Below are 16,958 nucleotides of genomic sequence, written 5' to 3' on the forward strand. Positions count from 1 at the left end.
AACTTCTTGGACAGAACGGTGGCGATAGCAGCCGTCAGGGTGGTCTTGCCGTGGTCAACGTGACCGATGGTGCCCACGTTCACGTGGGGCTTGGTGCGCTCGAATTTTCCTTTTGCCATTCTTGACTCCGAAAAAACCTAAACCTAGAGGGATATAGCGCAACCAGAACCGTGCGCACTTAAATATGGTGCCCATGGGCAGGATCGAACTGCCGACCTCTCCCTTACCAAGGGAGTGCTCTACCACTGAGCCACATGGGCAATTTTTAAAATTGCAACAGCATCGCTTTACTGCAAACTGGAGCGGGAGACGGGAATCGAACCCGCGTCATTAGCTTGGAAGGCTAGGGTTCTACCATTGAACTACTCCCGCATCAATTACGAACAAACGCAATTGCCGCAAAGCTGCTTCTTCAACCATTTCTGGTGGAGGGGACTGGATTCGAACCAGTGTAGGCGTAAGCCAACAGATTTACAGTCTGCCCCCTTTAGCCACTCGGGCACCCCTCCGAAGAAGAACTAGATTGTAGCATTGTTTTTGGCAGTTTTTAGAAAATTCCGATTTCTCGCAAATTTCTTCAAGGGCCGCAACCCCAACAAACCCGAAACAGTGCTTCAATCTATAAAAAAGCCTCAAGATGACACTTGAGGCTTTTCATTTTTTGGTGCGGCTGGCAGGAATCGAACCCACGACCCCTTGGTTCGTAGCCAAGTACTCTATCCAGCTGAGCTACAGCCGCTAAGCTGCGTATTGTAGCGTAGATTTGGACACAAATTCAAAACTACACCCAAGTCAATCCAGATTTACCAGTGCAGGCGGATGGGACTTGGCGCGGCTGGCGGGGATCGAACCCACGACCCTTGGCTTCGGAGGCCAATACTCTATCCACTGAGCTACAGCCGCGCATATACACAATTGCCTTTCAGCAATCCGTCAATTATGGCACGGGATGCAGGCTGTTTAACCTGCATCGCCCATCACGCCATCAAGCTTCCTGCCGAAAGCCCAGACCTGCCAGATAAGCCTCCACCGACAGCTCTCCAATTCTGCGCAGCTGGAAGTTGCCTTCATTCAGCACCCAGCCATGGATAAGCCCGACAAACAATGAATGCAAGCCAAGCGCCGCCTCGGCAGGCGTCATGGGCATCACCACGCCCTGCTCCATCGCAGCCAGCGTCAGGTCATCCGCAAACTTGCGCTGCGAACACTCAGAGCTCTCCACATGCCCTTCACGAACGCTTTCCAGCTCGCCAACGTACTCCAGTTTGAAGAGCGCCGTGTCAAATACCTTGCGCCGCCGCTCATCTGAGTCCATGCTGTCAAACACTGCATAGATGGAGCGGCGAATCCGCGCAAGCGGCGAGAGTTCGCCGTACTTGTCATCGCAGATTTCCTCGAATGGAGTGCAGATGCGCGACAGCACCGCGGTAAAGACATCCACTTTGTCCTTGAAATGCCAGTACACCGCACCGCGCGTAGCGCCTGCGCGTTGCGCGATTTCGTTGAGCGACGCGCGCGCTACGCCTTTTTCAAAAAAAACCTCTTCTGCTGCATCCAACAGCTTGGTGCGCGTCTCATCCGCTTCTGCCTTTGTGCGCCGGGCCATGCTCTGCTCGTCCGTTCCTGTAGCGCATTGCCCCCAGTGTCTCGCTGCAGGCAATGAAAGTTTTAAAAATAAGCTCTATTATACATTTCTGCATGTATGTATAATTGCGGAGCATTTTTCTGGGAATTGAAGATAGCATTCCACTAACCACAGGCAATTCCCGCCGAATCCTACGCGGTTCACCTCTTTCATTTCACACCTTCCGAAGGGACTTTCATGCAGCCAATGTATGAAGCACACCAAGCCGCTGACAAAAGACCGCAAACCTCTCGCCAACGTATGAAATCCAGCACCTTTGCCCTCACCTTGGCTGCAGCGCTTGTTTTGGCTGCCTGCGGCGACAAGAAACAAGAACAGCACTCGCCTCAGGGCGCTCCTCCACCGCCGGAAGTGAGCGTGCTGACCGTCAAGCTCGAGAGCATTCCCGTCGTATCGGATTTGCCTGGCCGCCTGGAGCCATTCCGCGTTGCACAGGTGGGCGCACGCGTTGCAGGCATCCTGCAAAAGCGCACCTTCAAAGAAGGCTCTGATGTGAAGGCGGGCCAGGTGCTGTTCCAGATCGACAATGCACCTTACCGCGCCAGCCTCGAAAGCGCCCAGGCGACATTGGCCCAGGCCCAAGCCACGCTGGCACAGGCTGCCTCTACCGCGCGCCGCTACAAGCCGCTGGTGGAAGCCAACGCCATCAGCAAGCAGGACTATGACGTGGCCGTGGCCAACGAGAAAGCCGCCCAGGCGCAGGTTGCTGCCGGCAAGGCGGCTGTCACCAATGCCAGCATCAACCTGGGTTATGCCACGGTCACCGCGCCTATTTCGGGCCGCATCGGCCGTGCCTTAGTGACCGAAGGTGCGCTGGTGGGCCAGGGCCAGGTGACCGAGCTGGCTGTCATTCAGCAGATCAATCCTCTCTATGTGAACATCACGCAGTCGTCCTCCGACATCATGCGCATGCGCGAAGCGCTGAACTCGGGCAAGCTGGCCAAGGCAGGTGATAACGCCGCCAAGGTCAAGGTCTATACCGATGATGGTCGTCCCTATGCCCAGGAAGGCAAGCTGCTGTTCACTGATTTGACGGTGGACCCCACGACCGGCCAGGTCAGCGTACGCGCTGAGTTGCCCAACCCTGATGGCATGCTGCTTCCCGGCATGTATGTGCGCGTGCATATCGAAGAAGCCCAGGTCGACAACGCGGTGCTGATTCCTCAGCAAGCTGTCACCCGCAACGAAAAGGGCAATACCGTGATGGTGGTGGCCGAAGATGGTTCGGTGGCACCGCGCCCCGTTCAGATCAGCCAGTCCAAGGGAACCAATTGGGTGGTGACAGATGGCCTGAAGTCGGGCGACAAGGTCATGATTGACGGCTTCATCAAGCTGGGCATGGGTGCGAAGAAGGTAACCCCCGTGCCATGGAAGGAGCCGGGCAGCCAGCCTGCACAAGCATCCAGCGGCAATGGAAAACCGGCGGATGCAGCCGCTCCTGCGGACAAGCCAGCGGCCTCGGCCGAAGCCGACAACAACGCTGCATCCAGCAAATAAACAGGACACAGCTGCATGTCAAAGTTTTTTATTCACCGACCGATCTTTGCTTGGGTGATCGCGATTTTCGTGGTCCTCGCAGGTATCGTGTCCATCACCCGCCTGCCGGTGGCGCAGTTCCCATCGGTTGCGCCTCCAACGATTACCGTGACGGCCGCCTATCCCGGCGCCACAGCACAGACCTTGACCGATTCGGTTTTGCAACTCATCGAGCGTGAAATCAATGGCGCCGAAGGCCTGATGTACATGGAGTCCTCTGCCTCTGCCACCGGCAGCGGTACGCTGACCGTGACGTTCGCGCCCGGCACCAACCCTGAGTTGGCCCAGGTGGACGTGCAGAACCGCTTGGCCCGGGCTACGCCACGCCTGCCGACCATCGTGCAATCGCTGGGTGTGCGCGTCGACAAGTCGATGAGCAACTTCCTGATGATTCTGACCTTCCAGTCAGAGACCGGGGAGACCTCACGCGATGAAATCTCGGACTACGTCAATCGCAATGTTCTGCCCGAAATCCAGCGCCTGAACGGCGTTGGCAAGGCACAGCTGTTTGCATCGGGCCGCGCCATGCGTGTGTGGGTCGATCCGACCAAGCTGCAGGGCTACAACATGTCGATTGCCCAGATCAACGCAGCCATCGCCGCGCAGAACCAGCAGATCTCGGGTGGCTCGCTGGGCGACACGCCCAGCCTGCCGGGCACCAACATGAATGCCACCATCGTGGTGCCTGGCCAACTCACCACGCCGGAAGAGTTTGGCAACGTGGTGCTGCGCTCCAACTCCGATGGCTCCACGGTGCGCATCAAGGATGTGGCACGGGTGGAGCTGGGTGCCGAGAGCTACGGCTTCAACTCGCGCCTCGATGGCAAGCCTGCTGTCGCATTGGCGGTTCAGCTCACCTCCACGGCAAACGCCATGGCAACGGCCAAAGAGGTCTACAGCAAGATGGGCGAGCTCGAATCCTTTCTGCCTGCTGGCGTGAAATGGTCTGCTCCATATGACACATCGAAATTCGTGAAGATCTCGATCGAGAAGGTGATCCACACCCTGCTTGAAGCCATTGTGCTGGTGTTCATCGTGATGCTGATCTTCCTGCAGAACATCCGCTACACCCTGATCCCGACAATCGTGGTGCCCATCGCATTGCTGGGCGCATTTGCGGTGATGTACAGCGTGGGGCTGACGATCAACATTCTGTCGATGTTTGCCATGGTTCTGGTGATCGGTATCGTCGTGGACGATGCGATCGTGGTGGTGGAAAACGTCGAGCGCATCATGTCTGAAGAAGGCATTTCACCCAAGGAAGCAACCATCAAGGCCATGGGCCAGATCCAGGGCGCAGTGGTCGGTATTACTGTGATTCTGGTGACGGTGTTCATTCCGCTGGCCATGTTCTCGGGTGCTACCGGCAACATCTACCGCCAGTTCTCGCTGGTGATGGCGATCTCGATCTTCTTCTCCGGCTTCTTTGCGCTGACCCTGACGCCTGCGCTGTGCGCCACCATGCTCAAGCCCATCCCCAAGGGCCATGCGCATGACAAGAAGACCGGCTTGCTGGGCCCCTTCTACAACTGGTTCAACCGCATGTTCGGCAAGGCCACCAAGGGCTACCAGAAGACTTTGCTTGGCGTGGTCAAGCGCACCATTCTGGCTTTCCTGGTGTATGCCGCAGTGATTGCTGGCGTGGTGTTCGGCTTCAAGGCGCTGCCTACAGCGTTCTTGCCAACGGAAGACCAGGGCTACGTGATCTCGCTGGTGCAACTGCCGCCAGGCGCTACGCAGGAGCGCACAAGCGGCGCCATGTCGCAGCTGGAAGACTACGTGCTCAAGCAGCCTGAAACCGCGCACATCGTCAGCATTCTGGGCTTCAGCTTCTCGGGGCAGGCACAGAACATGGGCCTGGCCTTCACCACGCTCAAGGACTGGTCGGAGCGCACGGCGCCGGGCTCGGATGCGACGTCGTTTGCAGGCAAGGCGCTGGGCGCCATGATGGGCCTGCGCGATGGCTTCATCTATACGCTGGTGCCGCCTTCCATCCCCGAACTGGGCAACAGCGACGGCTTCACCTTCCGACTGCAGGATCGTGGCAACAACGGTCATGCAGCCCTGCTGCAGGCCCGCAACGAGCTGATCGGCAAAGCGAGCCAGAGCCCCATCCTCACCGGTGTGCGCTTTGATGGCGTGGAAGATGCTCCGCAATGGCAAGTCGACATCAACCGCGACGCTGTCTATGCGCAAAAGGTCAATATGGGTGACATCGCCACCACGTTGTCCACCGCGCTGGGCTCGGTCAACTCTACAGACTTCCCGAACAAGGGATATATGCAGCGCGTCACCATTCAGGCCGATGCCGCAACCCGCATGCAACCGGAAGACGTGATGAAGCTGACAGTGCCCAATGCCGATGGCAAGCTGGTCGAACTGTCCACGCTGGCAACCGCCAAGTGGGTCACCGGCCCGATGCAGATGTCGCGCTACAACGGCTATCCATCCATGAGCATTACCGGCCAGGCCAAACCTGGTTACACCAGTGGCCAGGCAATGGCCGAGATGGAGAAGCTCGCTGCCGAACTGCCGCAAGGCTTTGGCTATGAGTGGACCGGACAGTCGCTCGATGAGAAGAAGGCGGGTTCGTCGGCCATGATCCTGTATGCGTTCTCGATCCTGGCGGTGTTCCTGTGCCTGGCAGCACTCTATGAAAGCTGGAGCATTCCACTGGCCGTGTTGCTGGTGGTGCCGCTGGGTGTTCTGGGAGCAGTGGGGGGCATGCACCTGCGCGGCATGCCCAATGACATCTACTTCCAGGTGGCGCTGATCACCGTGATTGGTCTGTCGGCCAAGAACGCCATTCTGATCGTGGAATTCGCCAAGGATCTGCACGACCAGGGCATGAGCGCGCTGGATGCTGCACTGGAAGCCGGTCACCTGCGTTTCCGTCCGATTCTGATGACCTCGCTGGCCTTCATTCTTGGCGTGGTACCGCTCTACATCGCATCGGGCGCGAGCGCGGTCAGCCAGCATGAAATCGGTACGGGCGTGTTCTGGGGCATGATCATCGGCACCTTCATGGCTGTGTTCCTGGTTCCGGTGTTCTTTGTGGAAGTGTTCCGGCTGTTTGGCCGCAAAAATGGCAAGGATGGCTCCGGCCCTCATGGCGGCGCCTCGCCATCGGCACCAGCGCCTGGCCCCGTCTCGCACTCCGCAGTGATGAACCAAGAAGACATGAACTCCGCAACGGGGAAAGGACCTCGTTTTGAATAAGAAACTCATTCCTACCGTGCTGGCAGCGGCGCTGCTGGCCTCTGGCTGCTCGCTGATTCCTGCGCTGGACAAGACGGCCGCCCCAGTGGCGGATCAGTACCCGGTGGCCTCCACGCAGGGCCAGCAGGCGGCGGCGGACATTCCGTGGCAGAACTACTTCACCGATCCGCGCTTGCAGCAGCTGATCCAGATTGCGCTGGACAACAACCGCGATCTGCGGGTGGCTGTGCTCAATATCGAGCAGGCCCGCGCGCTGTACCAGGTGCAGGGTTCGCAGCAGTTTCCAGAGGTCGGTGTGTCTGCAGCTGCCACCCGGCAGCGCAACCAGATCACAGGCAGCTACGGCAACGCTTTCAGCGTAGGCGTCGGCATCCAAAGCTGGGAAATCGATTTCTTCGGCCGTATCAGCAGCCTGAAGGAACAGGCTTTGGCGCAGTACCTGGCGACGGAAGAAGGCCGCAAGGCTGCGCAGATCAGCCTCGTGGCCTCGGTAGCCAGCACCTGGCTCGCGCTGCAGGCCGACGAAGAGCTGATGGACCTCTCGCGCCGCACTCTGGAGACCCGCCAGGAATCGATCAAGCTCACCAAGCTGCGCCTGGATTCAGGCGTGGCTTCGGAGCTGGATTACCGCCAGGCGCAATCCCTGACAGAAAGCGCCAAAGCCACGCTGGCTCAGCAGACGCGCCAGCGCGCCCTGGACGCCAATGCGCTCACCTTGCTGCTGGGCCAGACGCCTCCGCAAGAGCTGCTGACCAGCCTGCAGGGCAAGCGCCTGAGCGATCTGCCCGTGATGGCCGATGTGCCCGCTGGTCTGCCTTCGGATCTGATGCTGCGCCGCCCGGATCTTCGCCAGGCCGAGCAAAGCATGATTGCAGCGAATGCAAACATTGGTGCAGCACGTGCGCTGTTCTATCCCAACATCTCGCTGACGGCCAATGCCGGTTTTGCCAGCTCCGAGCTGTCCGACCTGTTCGACTCCAAGTCCAAGGGATTTACCATCGCTCCTTCGCTGTACCTGCCCATCTTCAACGCGGGCCGCAACCAGGCGAACCTGGAAGTGGCAGAGGCACAGAAGAAGATTGCAGCAGCCCAGTACGAAAAGGCCATCCAGTCGGCATTCCGCGAGGTCTCCGATTCGCTGGTCAGCCGACAAACGCTGGCCGATCAATTGCAATCACAGGAAGCCCAGGTAGAAGCCGAATCCGCTCGCCTGAAGCTGTCTGATTTGCGTTACATCAACGGCGTTGCAAACTATCTGGATCTGCTGGATGCACAGCGCTCGCTGTTTGCACTGCAGCAAGCAGTGGTGCAAGTGCGCCTGGCGCAACTGCAGAACCAGGTCGCCTTGTACAAGGCCCTGGGTGGCGGCTGGACGGATGGGGTACCAGCAGATGCCAAAACAGCTGTCTCCCAGGCGGCTCCTATTGCTGGCAAACCATAAGCACTGCTACAGCCTGTCTGCCGCACAATGGCCTGCCGATACTGGCAGGCCATTTTTTTACCCCTGTAGGGTGGGGGTGTGATCGAAACAACGCTGGGGCTAGCCCGTAGGTTACAAAGCAAAGCCCCTCTATATAATGATTTTGGCCTCTGCACGATGAACAACAAGCCACGAAGAATTTGAGGACGTAATGAGCGACATCCAGCACGAAGAAGCACACACCGGCCCCATCAAGACACCCAAGCAGCTTTTGTGGACGGTGATCTTTGCATTCGTGATCCCCGTTTTTGCCATTATCGGCCTGGTGATGTATGTCACCTCCGCCAACAAGCCCGGCGCCGGCGCAGTGGACGAACCCGCGTTGGTCGCTGCCCGTATCCAGAAAGTGGGCTCGGTCGAGATCCGCGACGCCAACCGGCCACTGCGCTCCGGTGAAGAAGTCTTCAAGGTGCAGTGCGCAGCGTGCCACTCCACGGGCGCAGCCGGTGCTCCCAAATTTGAAGATGCCGCAGCCTGGGCTCCTCGCCTCAAGACAGGGCTGGACGCCTTGGTACATTCGGCCCTCGCCGGTAAGGGCGCCATGGCGCCACAGGGTGGCGGTGATTTTGACGACACCGAAATTGCACGAGGCGTGGTCTATATGGCCAATGCGGCTGGTGCCAAATTTCCCGTTCCCGAGCGCCCTGCCGCCGAAGGCGGTAGCGGTGCTGCTACCCCAGTAGCCGCGGCAACGCCAGCAGCCCCCACACCTCAGGCTGCACCTGCTGCGCCAGCCGCTGCGGCAGCGCCCGCGGCTACTGCAGCGGCGGACGGCAAGGGCCTGTATGACAAAGCCTGCTTTGCCTGCCATGCAGCTGGCGTAGCCGGTGCTCCCAAGTTTGGCGACAAGGCCGCTTGGGCACCCTTTGTGGCGCAGGGCATCGACAACATGGTCAAAATTGCCATCTCAGGCAAAGGCGCCATGCCACCCCGCGGCGGCTCTTCCGCCTCGGACGATGAAATCCGCGCTGCCGTGCAATACATGGTGGATCACGCGCAGTAGTCATCCACGCGACCAGATGCAAAAACCGGCCCAGGCCGGTTTTTTCTTGCCTGACAATGCCCGCTACTCTAGCTGGCGGCGCTTGCCAGTTGGGCGGGAGAACTTACAAAACCATAGTTCTGAGCCAAAGTCTCTCGCCGAACTTCATCCGCAGCGGGCAGCAGGCCGGCGTCTAGCGCGGCCGAGACGTCCAGCACATCCTGTGTATGCACCATGCCCATACCGGCTGATGCAACCAGGTACACCATACCCCCTTCATCCACCAAAACTTGTTGCACGTCTGCCGACGGCAAGGCAGTGCCGGTATGGCTGTGGATACGCACCTCTCCCGCCTGCATCTGCACACGCCAGATCCATGGCGTCGCCTCCAGTTCCACAAACACCTGCTGCGGCCCGTTCTGAAAATACCAGCAACCGCGCGCATCGTGCAGGTAGTTGCGGCCGATGAACTCGGCCAACTTCACATGCTCGATCCGTGAACCTCTGGCCCCTGGCGCGCCACTGGCAAAGCCGCCTGCGGCCTGCGCAACCGCATCGCGCAGCCACCAGTTGCCACGCGCGTCCAGCCCGAGCCAGCCGTAGCAAGCCGGAACATTCGGCCATTTGGCCATGGCTTGTTTGACGATGTCATCCATTGCAATCTCGTTTCATGGGCCCATGGTAGCGCGGCCAGCGGTTGTGGGAACCGGGGCCATACACATGACCATCAATAATCGCTGACAAACCGCCCCGACAATCTTTGTCACAATGGGCGCCTTGTCAACGCATCAACTTGCAGCGAACATCGGGCCACATCCAATAGGGAATGCACAATGAATACGATCAATACAATCAAGCGACTGATGGTCATGGTGGCAGCAGCCGTGGTACTGACGGGCTGCGGCTATAACGATTTCCAGCGGCTGGACGAAGAATCCACTGCGGCCTGGAGCGAAGTCCTCAACCAATACCAGCGCCGTGCCGACCTGGTGCCCAACATTGTCGCGTCGGTCAAGGGCGAAGCCAATTTTGAGCAGGACACGCTCACCAAGGTGATTGAGGCGCGCTCCAAAGCCACTTCAATCCAGGCCACGCCCGAGCTGATCAACAATCCCGAAGCATTCAACAAATTCCAGCAGGCGCAGGGCGAGCTCTCCAGCGCGCTGTCGCGCCTGATGGTGGTGGCCGAGCGCTACCCTGACCTGAAAGCCAACCAGGCCTTCCGCGATCTGCGCGTCACCCTGGAGGGCACGGAAAACCGCATCGCTGTTGCGCGCGACCGCTATATCGGCACCGTCAAGGCCTATAACGTGTTGGCCCGCCAGTTCCCCACCAATCTGACGGCCAAGGTCATGGGCTACCAGCCCAAGGCCAATTTCACGGTGCAGAACGAAGCTCAGATTTCACAGCCACCACAGGTTGATTTCTCGACCGACAAGAAGTAATCAAGGAAAAAAGTGCTTATTGCGCGCGCTCTGCAACGCTTTATAGCTATATTTACTGTAGCGTTCTTGCCTTGGTTGGGGCATGCAGCAGTGTTGCCAGTTCCTGCGCTCACTGCACATGTGATCGATCAGACAGCAACCCTGAGCGCGCAAGATACCGCCAACCTCGAGGCCCAGCTGAAGCAGCTGGAGCAGGACACCGGCTCGCAGGTGATTGCGTTGATGGTGCCTACCACCGCCCCGGAGGACATCGCAGCCTACGCCAACCGAGTGGCCAACACCTGGAAAATTGGTCGCAAGGATATTGGCGACGGCCTCCTGATCATCGTCGCCAAAGACGACCGGCGCATGCGTATTGAAGTGGCCAAGACCCTCGAAGGCCCCATTCCCGACCTGCGTGCAGCACGCATCATTGACGAAGCCATGAAGCCTGCCTTCCAAGCGGGCAACTATGGTGCGGGGCTATCGGCTGCAGTAGGCCAAATCAGCGCACTCATCAAAGGCGAAGCACTGCCCGCGCCTGCCCGCCAACCCCAGCAGCGTCAGGGCAAATCGGCAGCCTCCTCCATGGATGTGGGTGAGCTGTTGATCTTCTTTTTCGTGATTGTCATGATCGGTGGAGGCTTTCTGCGTGCCCTGCTGGGCCGCGGCTTTGGCTCCCTGGTCACCGGCGGTGTTGCTGGCGTGGTGGCGACCATGCTCACGGCCAGTCTGCTGATTGGCGTGGGAGCTGGAATCGTCGCCCTGTTCATGGTGCTCCTGACCGGTGGCCTGCGCCCCGGCAGCGTCATTACCGGTGGTGGGGGCGGCTTTGGCGGCGGAGGATTTGGCGGGGGTGGAGGCTTTGGCGGTGGGGGCGGAGGCTTCAGTTCGGGCGGTGGTGGTAACTTTGGCGGCGGCGGCGCGTCGGGGAGCTGGTGATGGGTAGTTGGCTTCAACGTCTTGGCCGTCAGTTGCGCCACCGCATTCTGGACCGTGATGCCTCCTACGCTTTGCCGCAGGCAGCACGCGAGCGCATTGCACAAGCCATTGCGGCATCAGAGGCCATGCATACTGGACAGATCCGCGTGTATGTGGAAACCGCTTTGCCCTGGAGCTATATCCGCCGTGATGCGCCAGCGCGAGAGCGGGCGGTGATGGAATTCAGCAAGCAGCGCGTATGGGATACCGAACACAACAATGGCGTGCTCATTTATCTGCTGTTGACCGAGCACGCCATCGAAATCGTCGCAGACCGGGCTGTTGCGCGCCGTGTGGATACGGCCCAGTGGCACAGCATCATTGCAGGCCTGGCTGGCGATTTGCGTGGCGGCCTGTACGAAGAGGCTCTGAAAAAGGCCATCACCCAGGTGTCGCAGTTGCTGGAGCAGAATTTTCCTCGCCAGTCTGCAGTAGCAGACAATGAGCTGCCGGATATTCCCATTGTTCGCTGACCTCGCTAAAACTATATTTTCACAGCATTAAGCGCTTGATAAATAAACACAAAACACTGATTTAGCCTTTAGCCTTTAGCCTTTAGCCTTTAGCCTTTAGCCCTTAGCCTTTAGCCCTTAGCCTTTAGCCGAACGCTCGCCCCATGCGTGACCTTCGGGCTCACCGGTGCTGTTTTCCAGTATCTACACAGCCATAAAAAAGCCACCGCATGCGGTGGCTTTTTGTAGATGCAACAAAGGCGCTGATCAACGCTTCTTGCGGAATTTTTGCAGTGCTGCAATCTGCGCCGCCATGACGGCCAGCTCGGATTGTGCCTTGGCCAGATCAAGCTCGCCCTTGGCGTTCTTGACGGCTTCTTCTGCCTTTTGCTTGGCTTCAACCGCCTTTTGCTCGTCCAGATCCTTGCCGCGCACAGCGGTATCGGACAGCACGGTCACGCGATCAGGCTGCACTTCGAGAATGCCACCGGCCACGAAGATGAACTCTTCAGCGCCGTCGGTCTTCTCAATGCGCACCGATCCCGGCTTGATGCGGGTGATCAACGGCGTGTGGCGGGGATAGATACCGAGTTCGCCCATTTCACCAGGCAGAGCCACAAAGCGGGCTTCACCGGAGAAGATGGATTCTTCAGCACTGACCACATCAACGTGGAAGGTGTTCATCTTTGATCCTCAGAGTGAAAAAGAAATACGTCCGGGGCGGGCAGCAATCTTGCGAACACTGCCCGGCACGGGCCTTAGATCTTCTTCGCCTTCTCGATGGCTTCGTCGATCGTGCCAACCATGTAGAAGGCTTGCTCGGGCAAGTGATCGCACTCGCCGTTCACGATCATCTTGAAGCCGCGGATGGTTTCCGACAGCGGAACGTACTTGCCTGGAGCGCCCGTGAACACTTCGGCCACGTGGAAAGGCTGCGACAGGAAGCGCTGGATCTTGCGAGCGCGGGCCACGACGAGCTTGTCTTCGGGAGCCAGTTCGTCCATACCCAGAATCGCGATGATGTCGCGCAGTTCCTTGTAGCGCTGCAGCGTGCCCTGCACCTGGCGGGCCACGGCATAGTGCTCTTCACCCACCACTTGGGGGTCCAGCTGGCGGCTGGTCGAATCCAGCGGATCCACAGCGGGGTAGATACCCAGCGATGCGATGTCACGGGACAGCACGACGGTGGAGTCCAAGTGAGCAAAGGTGGTGGCAGGTGACGGATCGGTCAAGTCGTCAGCTGGCACGTACACAGCCTGGATCGAGGTGATCGAGCCAACCTTGGTCGAGGTGATACGCTCTTGCAGACGGCCCATTTCTTCGGCCAGCGTAGGCTGGTAGCCCACTGCGGAAGGCATACGGCCCAGCAGAGCCGACACTTCGGTACCGGCCAGGGTGTAACGGTAGATGTTGTCCACGAAGAACAGCACGTCCTTGCCTTCGTCACGGAACGCTTCAGCCATGGTCAGGCCAGTCAGCGCCACACGCAGACGGTTGCCTGGCGGCTCGTTCATCTGGCCGTACACCATGGCCACCTTCGAGTCGTTCAACGACTCTTGGTTCACCACACCGGCGTCCGACATTTCGTGGTAGAAGTCGTTACCTTCACGGGTACGCTCACCCACACCGGCGAACACGGACAGACCGCTGTGCGCCTTGGCGATGTTGTTGATGAGCTCCATCATGTTCACGGTCTTGCCCACACCGGCACCACCGAACAGACCCACCTTGCCGCCCTTGGCAAACGGGCACACCAGGTCGATCACCTTGATGCCGGTTTCCAGCAGTTCCTGCGAAGGCGACAGTTCGTCGTATGCAGGAGCCTTGCGGTGGATGGAAGCGGTCAGCGTCTGGTCCACGGGGCCGCGCTCGTCGATGGGGTTACCCAGCACGTCCATGATGCGGCCCAGCGTTGCCTTGCCCACGGGCACGGTAATCGCCTTGCCGGTGTTGGTCACCATCAGGCCGCGCTTGAGACCGTCCGACGAGCCCAGTGCAATGGTACGCACCACGCCGTCGCCCAGCTGCTGCTGCACTTCCAGCGTCAGCGCAGTGCCTTCGAGCTTGAGTGCGTCAAACACGTTAGGTACCTGGCCGTGTGGGAACTCAACGTCCACCACAGCGCCGATACATTGAACAATCTTGCCTTGTACTTGAGCCATTTCGTTGCTCCAATATTGATTTCAGTCGAGCTGTGTTACACAGCGGCGGCGCCTGCGACGATTTCCGACAGTTCGGTCGTAATCGCAGCCTGACGCGTCTTGTTGTAGACCAGCTTCAACTCGTTGATGACGTTGCCGGCGTTATCGGTAGCGGCCTTCATGGCCACCATGCGGGCAGACTGCTCGGAAGCCATGTTGTCTGCAACGGCTGAATAGATCAGCGATTCCACATAACGCACGAGCAGCTCGTCGATCACACTTTGCGCATCGGGCTCGTAGATATAGTCCCAGCCGTGGGAAGCCGGTGCCGAACCCTGGATCGCTTCTTGCGACAGGGGCAGCAACTGCTCGACGACCGAGTCTTGCTTCATCGTATTGATGAACTTGGTGTAGCACAGATAGACCGCGCTCAGCTTGCCTTCAGCGTACTGATCGAGCAATACCTTGACGGGGCCGATCAACGCATCCAGATGCGGCGTGTCGCCCAGGGCGGTGGCGTTGGCCACCACCTTGGCGCCCACGCGCGTCAGAAAGCCCAGGCCCTTGCTGCCAATGGCGACGGCTTCTGCACTGACACCCGCGGATTGCAGGTCCTTGAGCTTGTTCGTCACGGCACGCAGCACGTTGGTGTTCATGCCGCCGCACAGGCCCTTGTCAGTCGTCACCACGATCATGCCCACCTTCTTGGCGTCATGCGACACCATGAAGGGGTGAACATACTCGGGGTTTGCCTGGCTCAGGTGAGCTGCAATTGCGCGAATCTTTTCGCTGTATGGTCGGGCTGCCAGCATCCGCTCCTGCGCCTTGCGCATTTTGGATGCAGCAACCATTTCCATGGCCTTGGTGATCTTCTTGGTGTTTTCCACCGATTTGATCTTGCCGCGTATTTCCTTGCCTGCTGCCATGATGACTCCTCGCCCGGCTTAAGCGAAGGACTTCTTGAATGCAGTGATGGCTGCAGTCAGTTCAGCTTCGTCCTTGCCTTCTTTGTCGAAAGCCTTCTTCTCGTTCAGGCGGTCCACCAAAGCAGCATAGCTGGTCTTCAGGAACTGGTGCAGACCGTGTTCGAAAGGCAGCACCTTCTTGACGTCGATGTCGTCCATGAAACCCTTGTTCACGGCAAACAGCGAAGCGGCCATCAGAGCGACGGGCAGTGGGCTGTACTGAGGCTGCTTGAGCAGCTCGGTCACGCGGGCACCACGGTCCAGTTGCTTGCGGGTTGCATCATCCAGATCAGAAGCGAACTGCGCGAACGCAGCCAGTTCACGGTACTGTGCCAGGTCGGTACGGATACCGCCGGACAGGCCCTTGATCAGCTTCGTCTGAGCAGCACCACCCACGCGGGACACCGAGATACCGGCGTTGATAGCAGGACGGATACCGGCGTTGAACAGGCTGGTTTCCAGGAAGATCTGGCCGTCGGTAATCGAAATCACGTTGGTAGGCACGAAGGCCGACACGTCACCCGCCTGGGTTTCGATGATGGGCAGTGCCGTCAGCGAACCGGTCTTGCCCTTGACTTCACCCTTGGTGAAGGCTTCAACGTAATCAGCGTTCACGCGAGCGGCGCGCTCCAACAGACGGCTGTGGAGATAGAACACGTCGCCAGGGAAAGCTTCACGGCCTGGTGGGCGGCGCAGCAGCAGCGAAACCTGGCGGTAAGCCACAGCTTGCTTGGACAGGTCGTCATACACGATCAGCGCGTCTTCGCCGCGATCGCGGAAGTATTCGCCCATCGTGCAGCCGGAGTAAGCCGACACGTACTGCATTGCTGCAGATTCGGAAGCGGTAGCAGCCACGACGATGGTGTATTCCATCGCGCCCGCTTGCTCCAGCGCACGCACCACGTTCTTCACCGAAGAAGCCTTTTGGCCGATGGCTACGTACACGCAGACAACGCCCTGGCCCTTCTGGTTGATGATCGCATCGATTGCCACAGCGGTCTTGCCGGTCTGGCGGTCACCAATGATCAGCTCGCGCTGACCACGGCCCACGGGCACCATGGCGTCGATGGACTTGATACCCGATTGCAGAGGCTGATCCACGGATTGACGTGCGATCACACCAGGCGCAACCTTTTCGATCACGTCGGTCATCTTGGCGTTGATCGGGCCCTTGCCGTCGATGGGCTGACCCAGGGCATTGACCACGCGGCCCACCAGCTCGGGGCCGACGGGCACTTCCAGAATGCGGCCAGTGCACTTGACGATGTTGCCTTCAGAGATGTGGGTGTACTCACCCAGGATCACGGCGCCCACGGAGTCGCGCTCCAGGTTCAGCGCCAGACCATAGGTAGGTTGGCCATCGGCACCTGCTGGAAACTCCAGCATTTCGCCAGCCATCACATCGGACAGACCATGCACGCGCACGATACCGTCGGTCACCGACACCACCGTACCTTGGTTACGGATATCGGTATTGCCTGACAGACCCTCAATGCGGCTCTTGATCAGTTCAGAAATTTCTGCGGGATTGAGTTGCATCACTCTTTCCTTTTCATTGTTTAGCCGAATCCTCGATCTGCGTTACGCAGTGAGGGTTGCTTTCATTTGTTCCAGACGGGCCTTGACGGAAGTGTCCAGCACCTCGTCGCCCACCACGACACGGACACCGCCAATCAGCGATTCGTCCACCGCGGTGCTCAGATTCAGTTTGCGGCCAAAGCGTTTTTCCAGCACGGCGCCCAACGCATTCAAAGCGGAGTCATCCATGGGGAAGGCGCTGTACACCAGCGCATCCGATGAACCATTTCCATGGTTCACCAGGGATCGAAATTGCTTGGCCGCTTCTGGCAAGGCTTCCAGACGGCGGTTTTCCACCAACGTGCGCAGGAAGTTGCGAGCCAGGTCTGACAAGGCCCAGCCGCGTGCCAGCGATACACCAGCCATCACATCGACCACCTGATCATTGGTGACGTTGGGATTGTCGGCCAGTTGGCGCATTTCCGGATCGGCGGCAATCGCCGCCAGTTCGTCCGTCCAAGACAGGGCTTCGCTCAGGCTTGCACCTTTGTCAGTGCAAGCCTTGAACAAGGCTTCAGCGTAAGGACGGGCAATGGTGGCGAGTTCTGCCATTTC

The 16,958-nt window shown here is 59.0% G+C and carries 15 protein-coding genes and 5 tRNA genes; 7 read left to right on the forward strand and 13 right to left on the reverse strand.

All coding sequences use genetic code 11. The annotated features are described in order from the left end of the window. The 7 genes from HNP33_RS19480 to HNP33_RS19510 all read right to left on the reverse strand — a co-directional run. Positions 1-119: GTP-binding protein (locus tag HNP33_RS19480; protein ID WP_229470601.1), on the reverse strand; the 119-nt coding region annotated here is incomplete at its 3' end. 66 nt (positions 120-185) lie between these two features. Then, a tRNA-Thr gene (locus HNP33_RS19485) sits at positions 186-260 on the reverse strand. Between the two features lie 38 nt (positions 261-298). Further along, a tRNA-Gly gene (locus tag HNP33_RS19490) sits at positions 299-372 on the reverse strand. 51 nt (positions 373-423) lie between these two features. After that, positions 424-509 (reverse strand) — tRNA-Tyr (locus HNP33_RS19495). 153 nt (positions 510-662) lie between these two features. Beyond that, a tRNA-Arg gene (locus HNP33_RS19500) sits at positions 663-739 on the reverse strand. An 88-nt stretch (positions 740-827) separates the two neighbouring features. Next, positions 828-903, reverse strand: a tRNA-Arg gene (locus tag HNP33_RS19505). Positions 904-985: 82 nt separating this feature from the next. Further along, positions 986-1,606, reverse strand: a complete 621-nt coding sequence (locus HNP33_RS19510; RefSeq protein ID WP_184711529.1) for a TetR family transcriptional regulator — start codon at positions 1,604-1,606, stop codon at positions 986-988. A gap of 225 nt (positions 1,607-1,831) precedes the next feature. On the opposite strand from HNP33_RS19510, the gene HNP33_RS19515 reads away from it, so the two are divergent. The 4 genes from HNP33_RS19515 to HNP33_RS19530 all read left to right on the forward strand — a co-directional run bounded on the left by HNP33_RS19515 (position 1,832) and on the right by HNP33_RS19530 (position 8,883). Next, complete coding sequence (locus tag HNP33_RS19515; protein WP_233464619.1) at positions 1,832-3,142, forward strand: efflux RND transporter periplasmic adaptor subunit; 1,311 nt, start codon at positions 1,832-1,834, stop codon at positions 3,140-3,142. Positions 3,143-3,157: 15 nt separating this feature from the next. Continuing rightward, the gene (locus HNP33_RS19520; RefSeq protein ID WP_184711531.1) at positions 3,158-6,400 is read left to right on the forward strand and encodes an efflux RND transporter permease subunit; all 3,243 of its coding nucleotides are present in this window, start codon (positions 3,158-3,160) and stop codon (positions 6,398-6,400) included. Continuing rightward, positions 6,393-7,841 (forward strand): efflux transporter outer membrane subunit, encoded by a 1,449-nt coding sequence (locus HNP33_RS19525; RefSeq protein WP_184711532.1) that lies wholly within the window; start codon positions 6,393-6,395, stop codon positions 7,839-7,841. Before HNP33_RS19520 ends, HNP33_RS19525 begins: the two co-directional genes overlap by 8 nt. Before the next feature lie 190 nt (positions 7,842-8,031). After that, a complete protein-coding gene (locus tag HNP33_RS19530) occupies positions 8,032-8,883 on the forward strand; it encodes a c-type cytochrome (protein WP_184711533.1) in 852 nt (283 codons plus the stop codon). A gap of 68 nt (positions 8,884-8,951) precedes the next feature. On the opposite strand, the gene HNP33_RS19535 is transcribed toward HNP33_RS19530, so the two are convergent. Continuing rightward, entirely contained in the window at positions 8,952-9,518 is a 567-nt protein-coding gene (locus tag HNP33_RS19535) for a DUF2946 family protein (RefSeq protein WP_184711534.1), read from the reverse strand. Between the two features lie 177 nt (positions 9,519-9,695). Between HNP33_RS19535 and HNP33_RS19540 the strand changes: the two genes are divergently transcribed. The 3 genes from HNP33_RS19540 to HNP33_RS19550 all read left to right on the forward strand — a co-directional run bounded on the left by HNP33_RS19540 (position 9,696) and on the right by HNP33_RS19550 (position 11,740). Then, entirely contained in the window at positions 9,696-10,307 is a 612-nt protein-coding gene (locus tag HNP33_RS19540; protein ID WP_221452142.1) for a LemA family protein, read from the forward strand. Between the two features lie 120 nt (positions 10,308-10,427). Next, entirely contained in the window at positions 10,428-11,228 is an 801-nt protein-coding gene (locus tag HNP33_RS19545) for a TPM domain-containing protein (protein WP_325064965.1), read from the forward strand. Beyond that, positions 11,228-11,740 carry a TPM domain-containing protein gene (locus HNP33_RS19550; RefSeq protein WP_184711536.1) on the forward strand — a complete coding sequence of 171 codons (513 nt, stop codon included), beginning with the start codon at positions 11,228-11,230 and terminating at the stop codon, positions 11,738-11,740. Before HNP33_RS19545 ends, HNP33_RS19550 begins: the two co-directional genes overlap by 1 nt. A gap of 246 nt (positions 11,741-11,986) precedes the next feature. Here the strand turns inward: HNP33_RS19550 and HNP33_RS19555 are convergent, their stop codons facing one another. The 5 genes from HNP33_RS19555 to HNP33_RS19575 all read right to left on the reverse strand — a co-directional run bounded on the left by HNP33_RS19555 (position 11,987) and on the right by HNP33_RS19575 (position 16,955). Then, on the reverse strand, positions 11,987-12,403 hold the full coding sequence (locus HNP33_RS19555; RefSeq protein WP_184711537.1) for a F0F1 ATP synthase subunit epsilon: 417 nt from the start codon (positions 12,401-12,403) through the stop codon (positions 11,987-11,989). A 74-nt stretch (positions 12,404-12,477) separates the two neighbouring features. Beyond that, positions 12,478-13,881 (reverse strand): F0F1 ATP synthase subunit beta, encoded by a 1,404-nt coding sequence (gene atpD, locus HNP33_RS19560; protein WP_184711538.1) that lies wholly within the window; start codon positions 13,879-13,881, stop codon positions 12,478-12,480. Between the two features lie 35 nt (positions 13,882-13,916). Further along, positions 13,917-14,786, reverse strand: coding sequence for a F0F1 ATP synthase subunit gamma (gene atpG / locus HNP33_RS19565; protein ID WP_184711539.1), 870 nt, complete (start codon positions 14,784-14,786; stop codon positions 13,917-13,919). A gap of 18 nt (positions 14,787-14,804) precedes the next feature. Then, on the reverse strand, positions 14,805-16,364 hold the full coding sequence (gene atpA / locus HNP33_RS19570; RefSeq protein WP_184711540.1) for a F0F1 ATP synthase subunit alpha: 1,560 nt from the start codon (positions 16,362-16,364) through the stop codon (positions 14,805-14,807). Positions 16,365-16,406: 42 nt separating this feature from the next. Continuing rightward, positions 16,407-16,955, reverse strand: coding sequence for a F0F1 ATP synthase subunit delta (locus HNP33_RS19575; RefSeq protein ID WP_184711541.1), 549 nt, complete (start codon positions 16,953-16,955; stop codon positions 16,407-16,409). Between the last annotated feature and the right edge of the window lie 3 nt (positions 16,956-16,958).

The sequence above is a fragment of the Comamonas odontotermitis genome, from assembly GCF_014207855.1.
Classification (GTDB): Bacteria; Pseudomonadota; Gammaproteobacteria; order Burkholderiales; family Burkholderiaceae_C; genus Comamonas; species Comamonas odontotermitis_A.

Excerpts from the sequence above, each read along its gene's own strand:
- HNP33_RS19510 (WP_184711529.1), bottom strand. The coding sequence starts at position 1,606 with ATGGCCCGGCGCACAAAGGCAGAAGCGGATGAGACGCGCACCAAGCTG.
- HNP33_RS19515 (WP_233464619.1), top strand. The coding sequence starts at position 1,832 with ATGTATGAAGCACACCAAGCCGCTGACAAAAGACCGCAAACCTCTCGC.
- HNP33_RS19520 (WP_184711531.1), top strand. The coding sequence starts at position 3,158 with ATGTCAAAGTTTTTTATTCACCGACCGATCTTTGCTTGGGTGATCGCG.
- HNP33_RS19530 (WP_184711533.1), top strand. The coding sequence starts at position 8,032 with ATGAGCGACATCCAGCACGAAGAAGCACACACCGGCCCCATCAAGACA.
- HNP33_RS19535 (WP_184711534.1), bottom strand. The coding sequence starts at position 9,518 with ATGGATGACATCGTCAAACAAGCCATGGCCAAATGGCCGAATGTTCCG.
- HNP33_RS19540 (WP_221452142.1), top strand. The coding sequence starts at position 9,696 with ATGAATACGATCAATACAATCAAGCGACTGATGGTCATGGTGGCAGCA.
- HNP33_RS19550 (WP_184711536.1), top strand. The coding sequence starts at position 11,228 with ATGGGTAGTTGGCTTCAACGTCTTGGCCGTCAGTTGCGCCACCGCATT.
- HNP33_RS19555 (WP_184711537.1), bottom strand. The coding sequence starts at position 12,403 with ATGAACACCTTCCACGTTGATGTGGTCAGTGCTGAAGAATCCATCTTC.
- atpD (WP_184711538.1), bottom strand. The coding sequence starts at position 13,881 with ATGGCTCAAGTACAAGGCAAGATTGTTCAATGTATCGGCGCTGTGGTG.
- atpG (WP_184711539.1), bottom strand. The coding sequence starts at position 14,786 with ATGGCAGCAGGCAAGGAAATACGCGGCAAGATCAAATCGGTGGAAAAC.
- atpA (WP_184711540.1), bottom strand. The coding sequence starts at position 16,364 with ATGCAACTCAATCCCGCAGAAATTTCTGAACTGATCAAGAGCCGCATT.
- HNP33_RS19575 (WP_184711541.1), bottom strand. The coding sequence starts at position 16,955 with ATGGCAGAACTCGCCACCATTGCCCGTCCTTACGCTGAAGCCTTGTTC.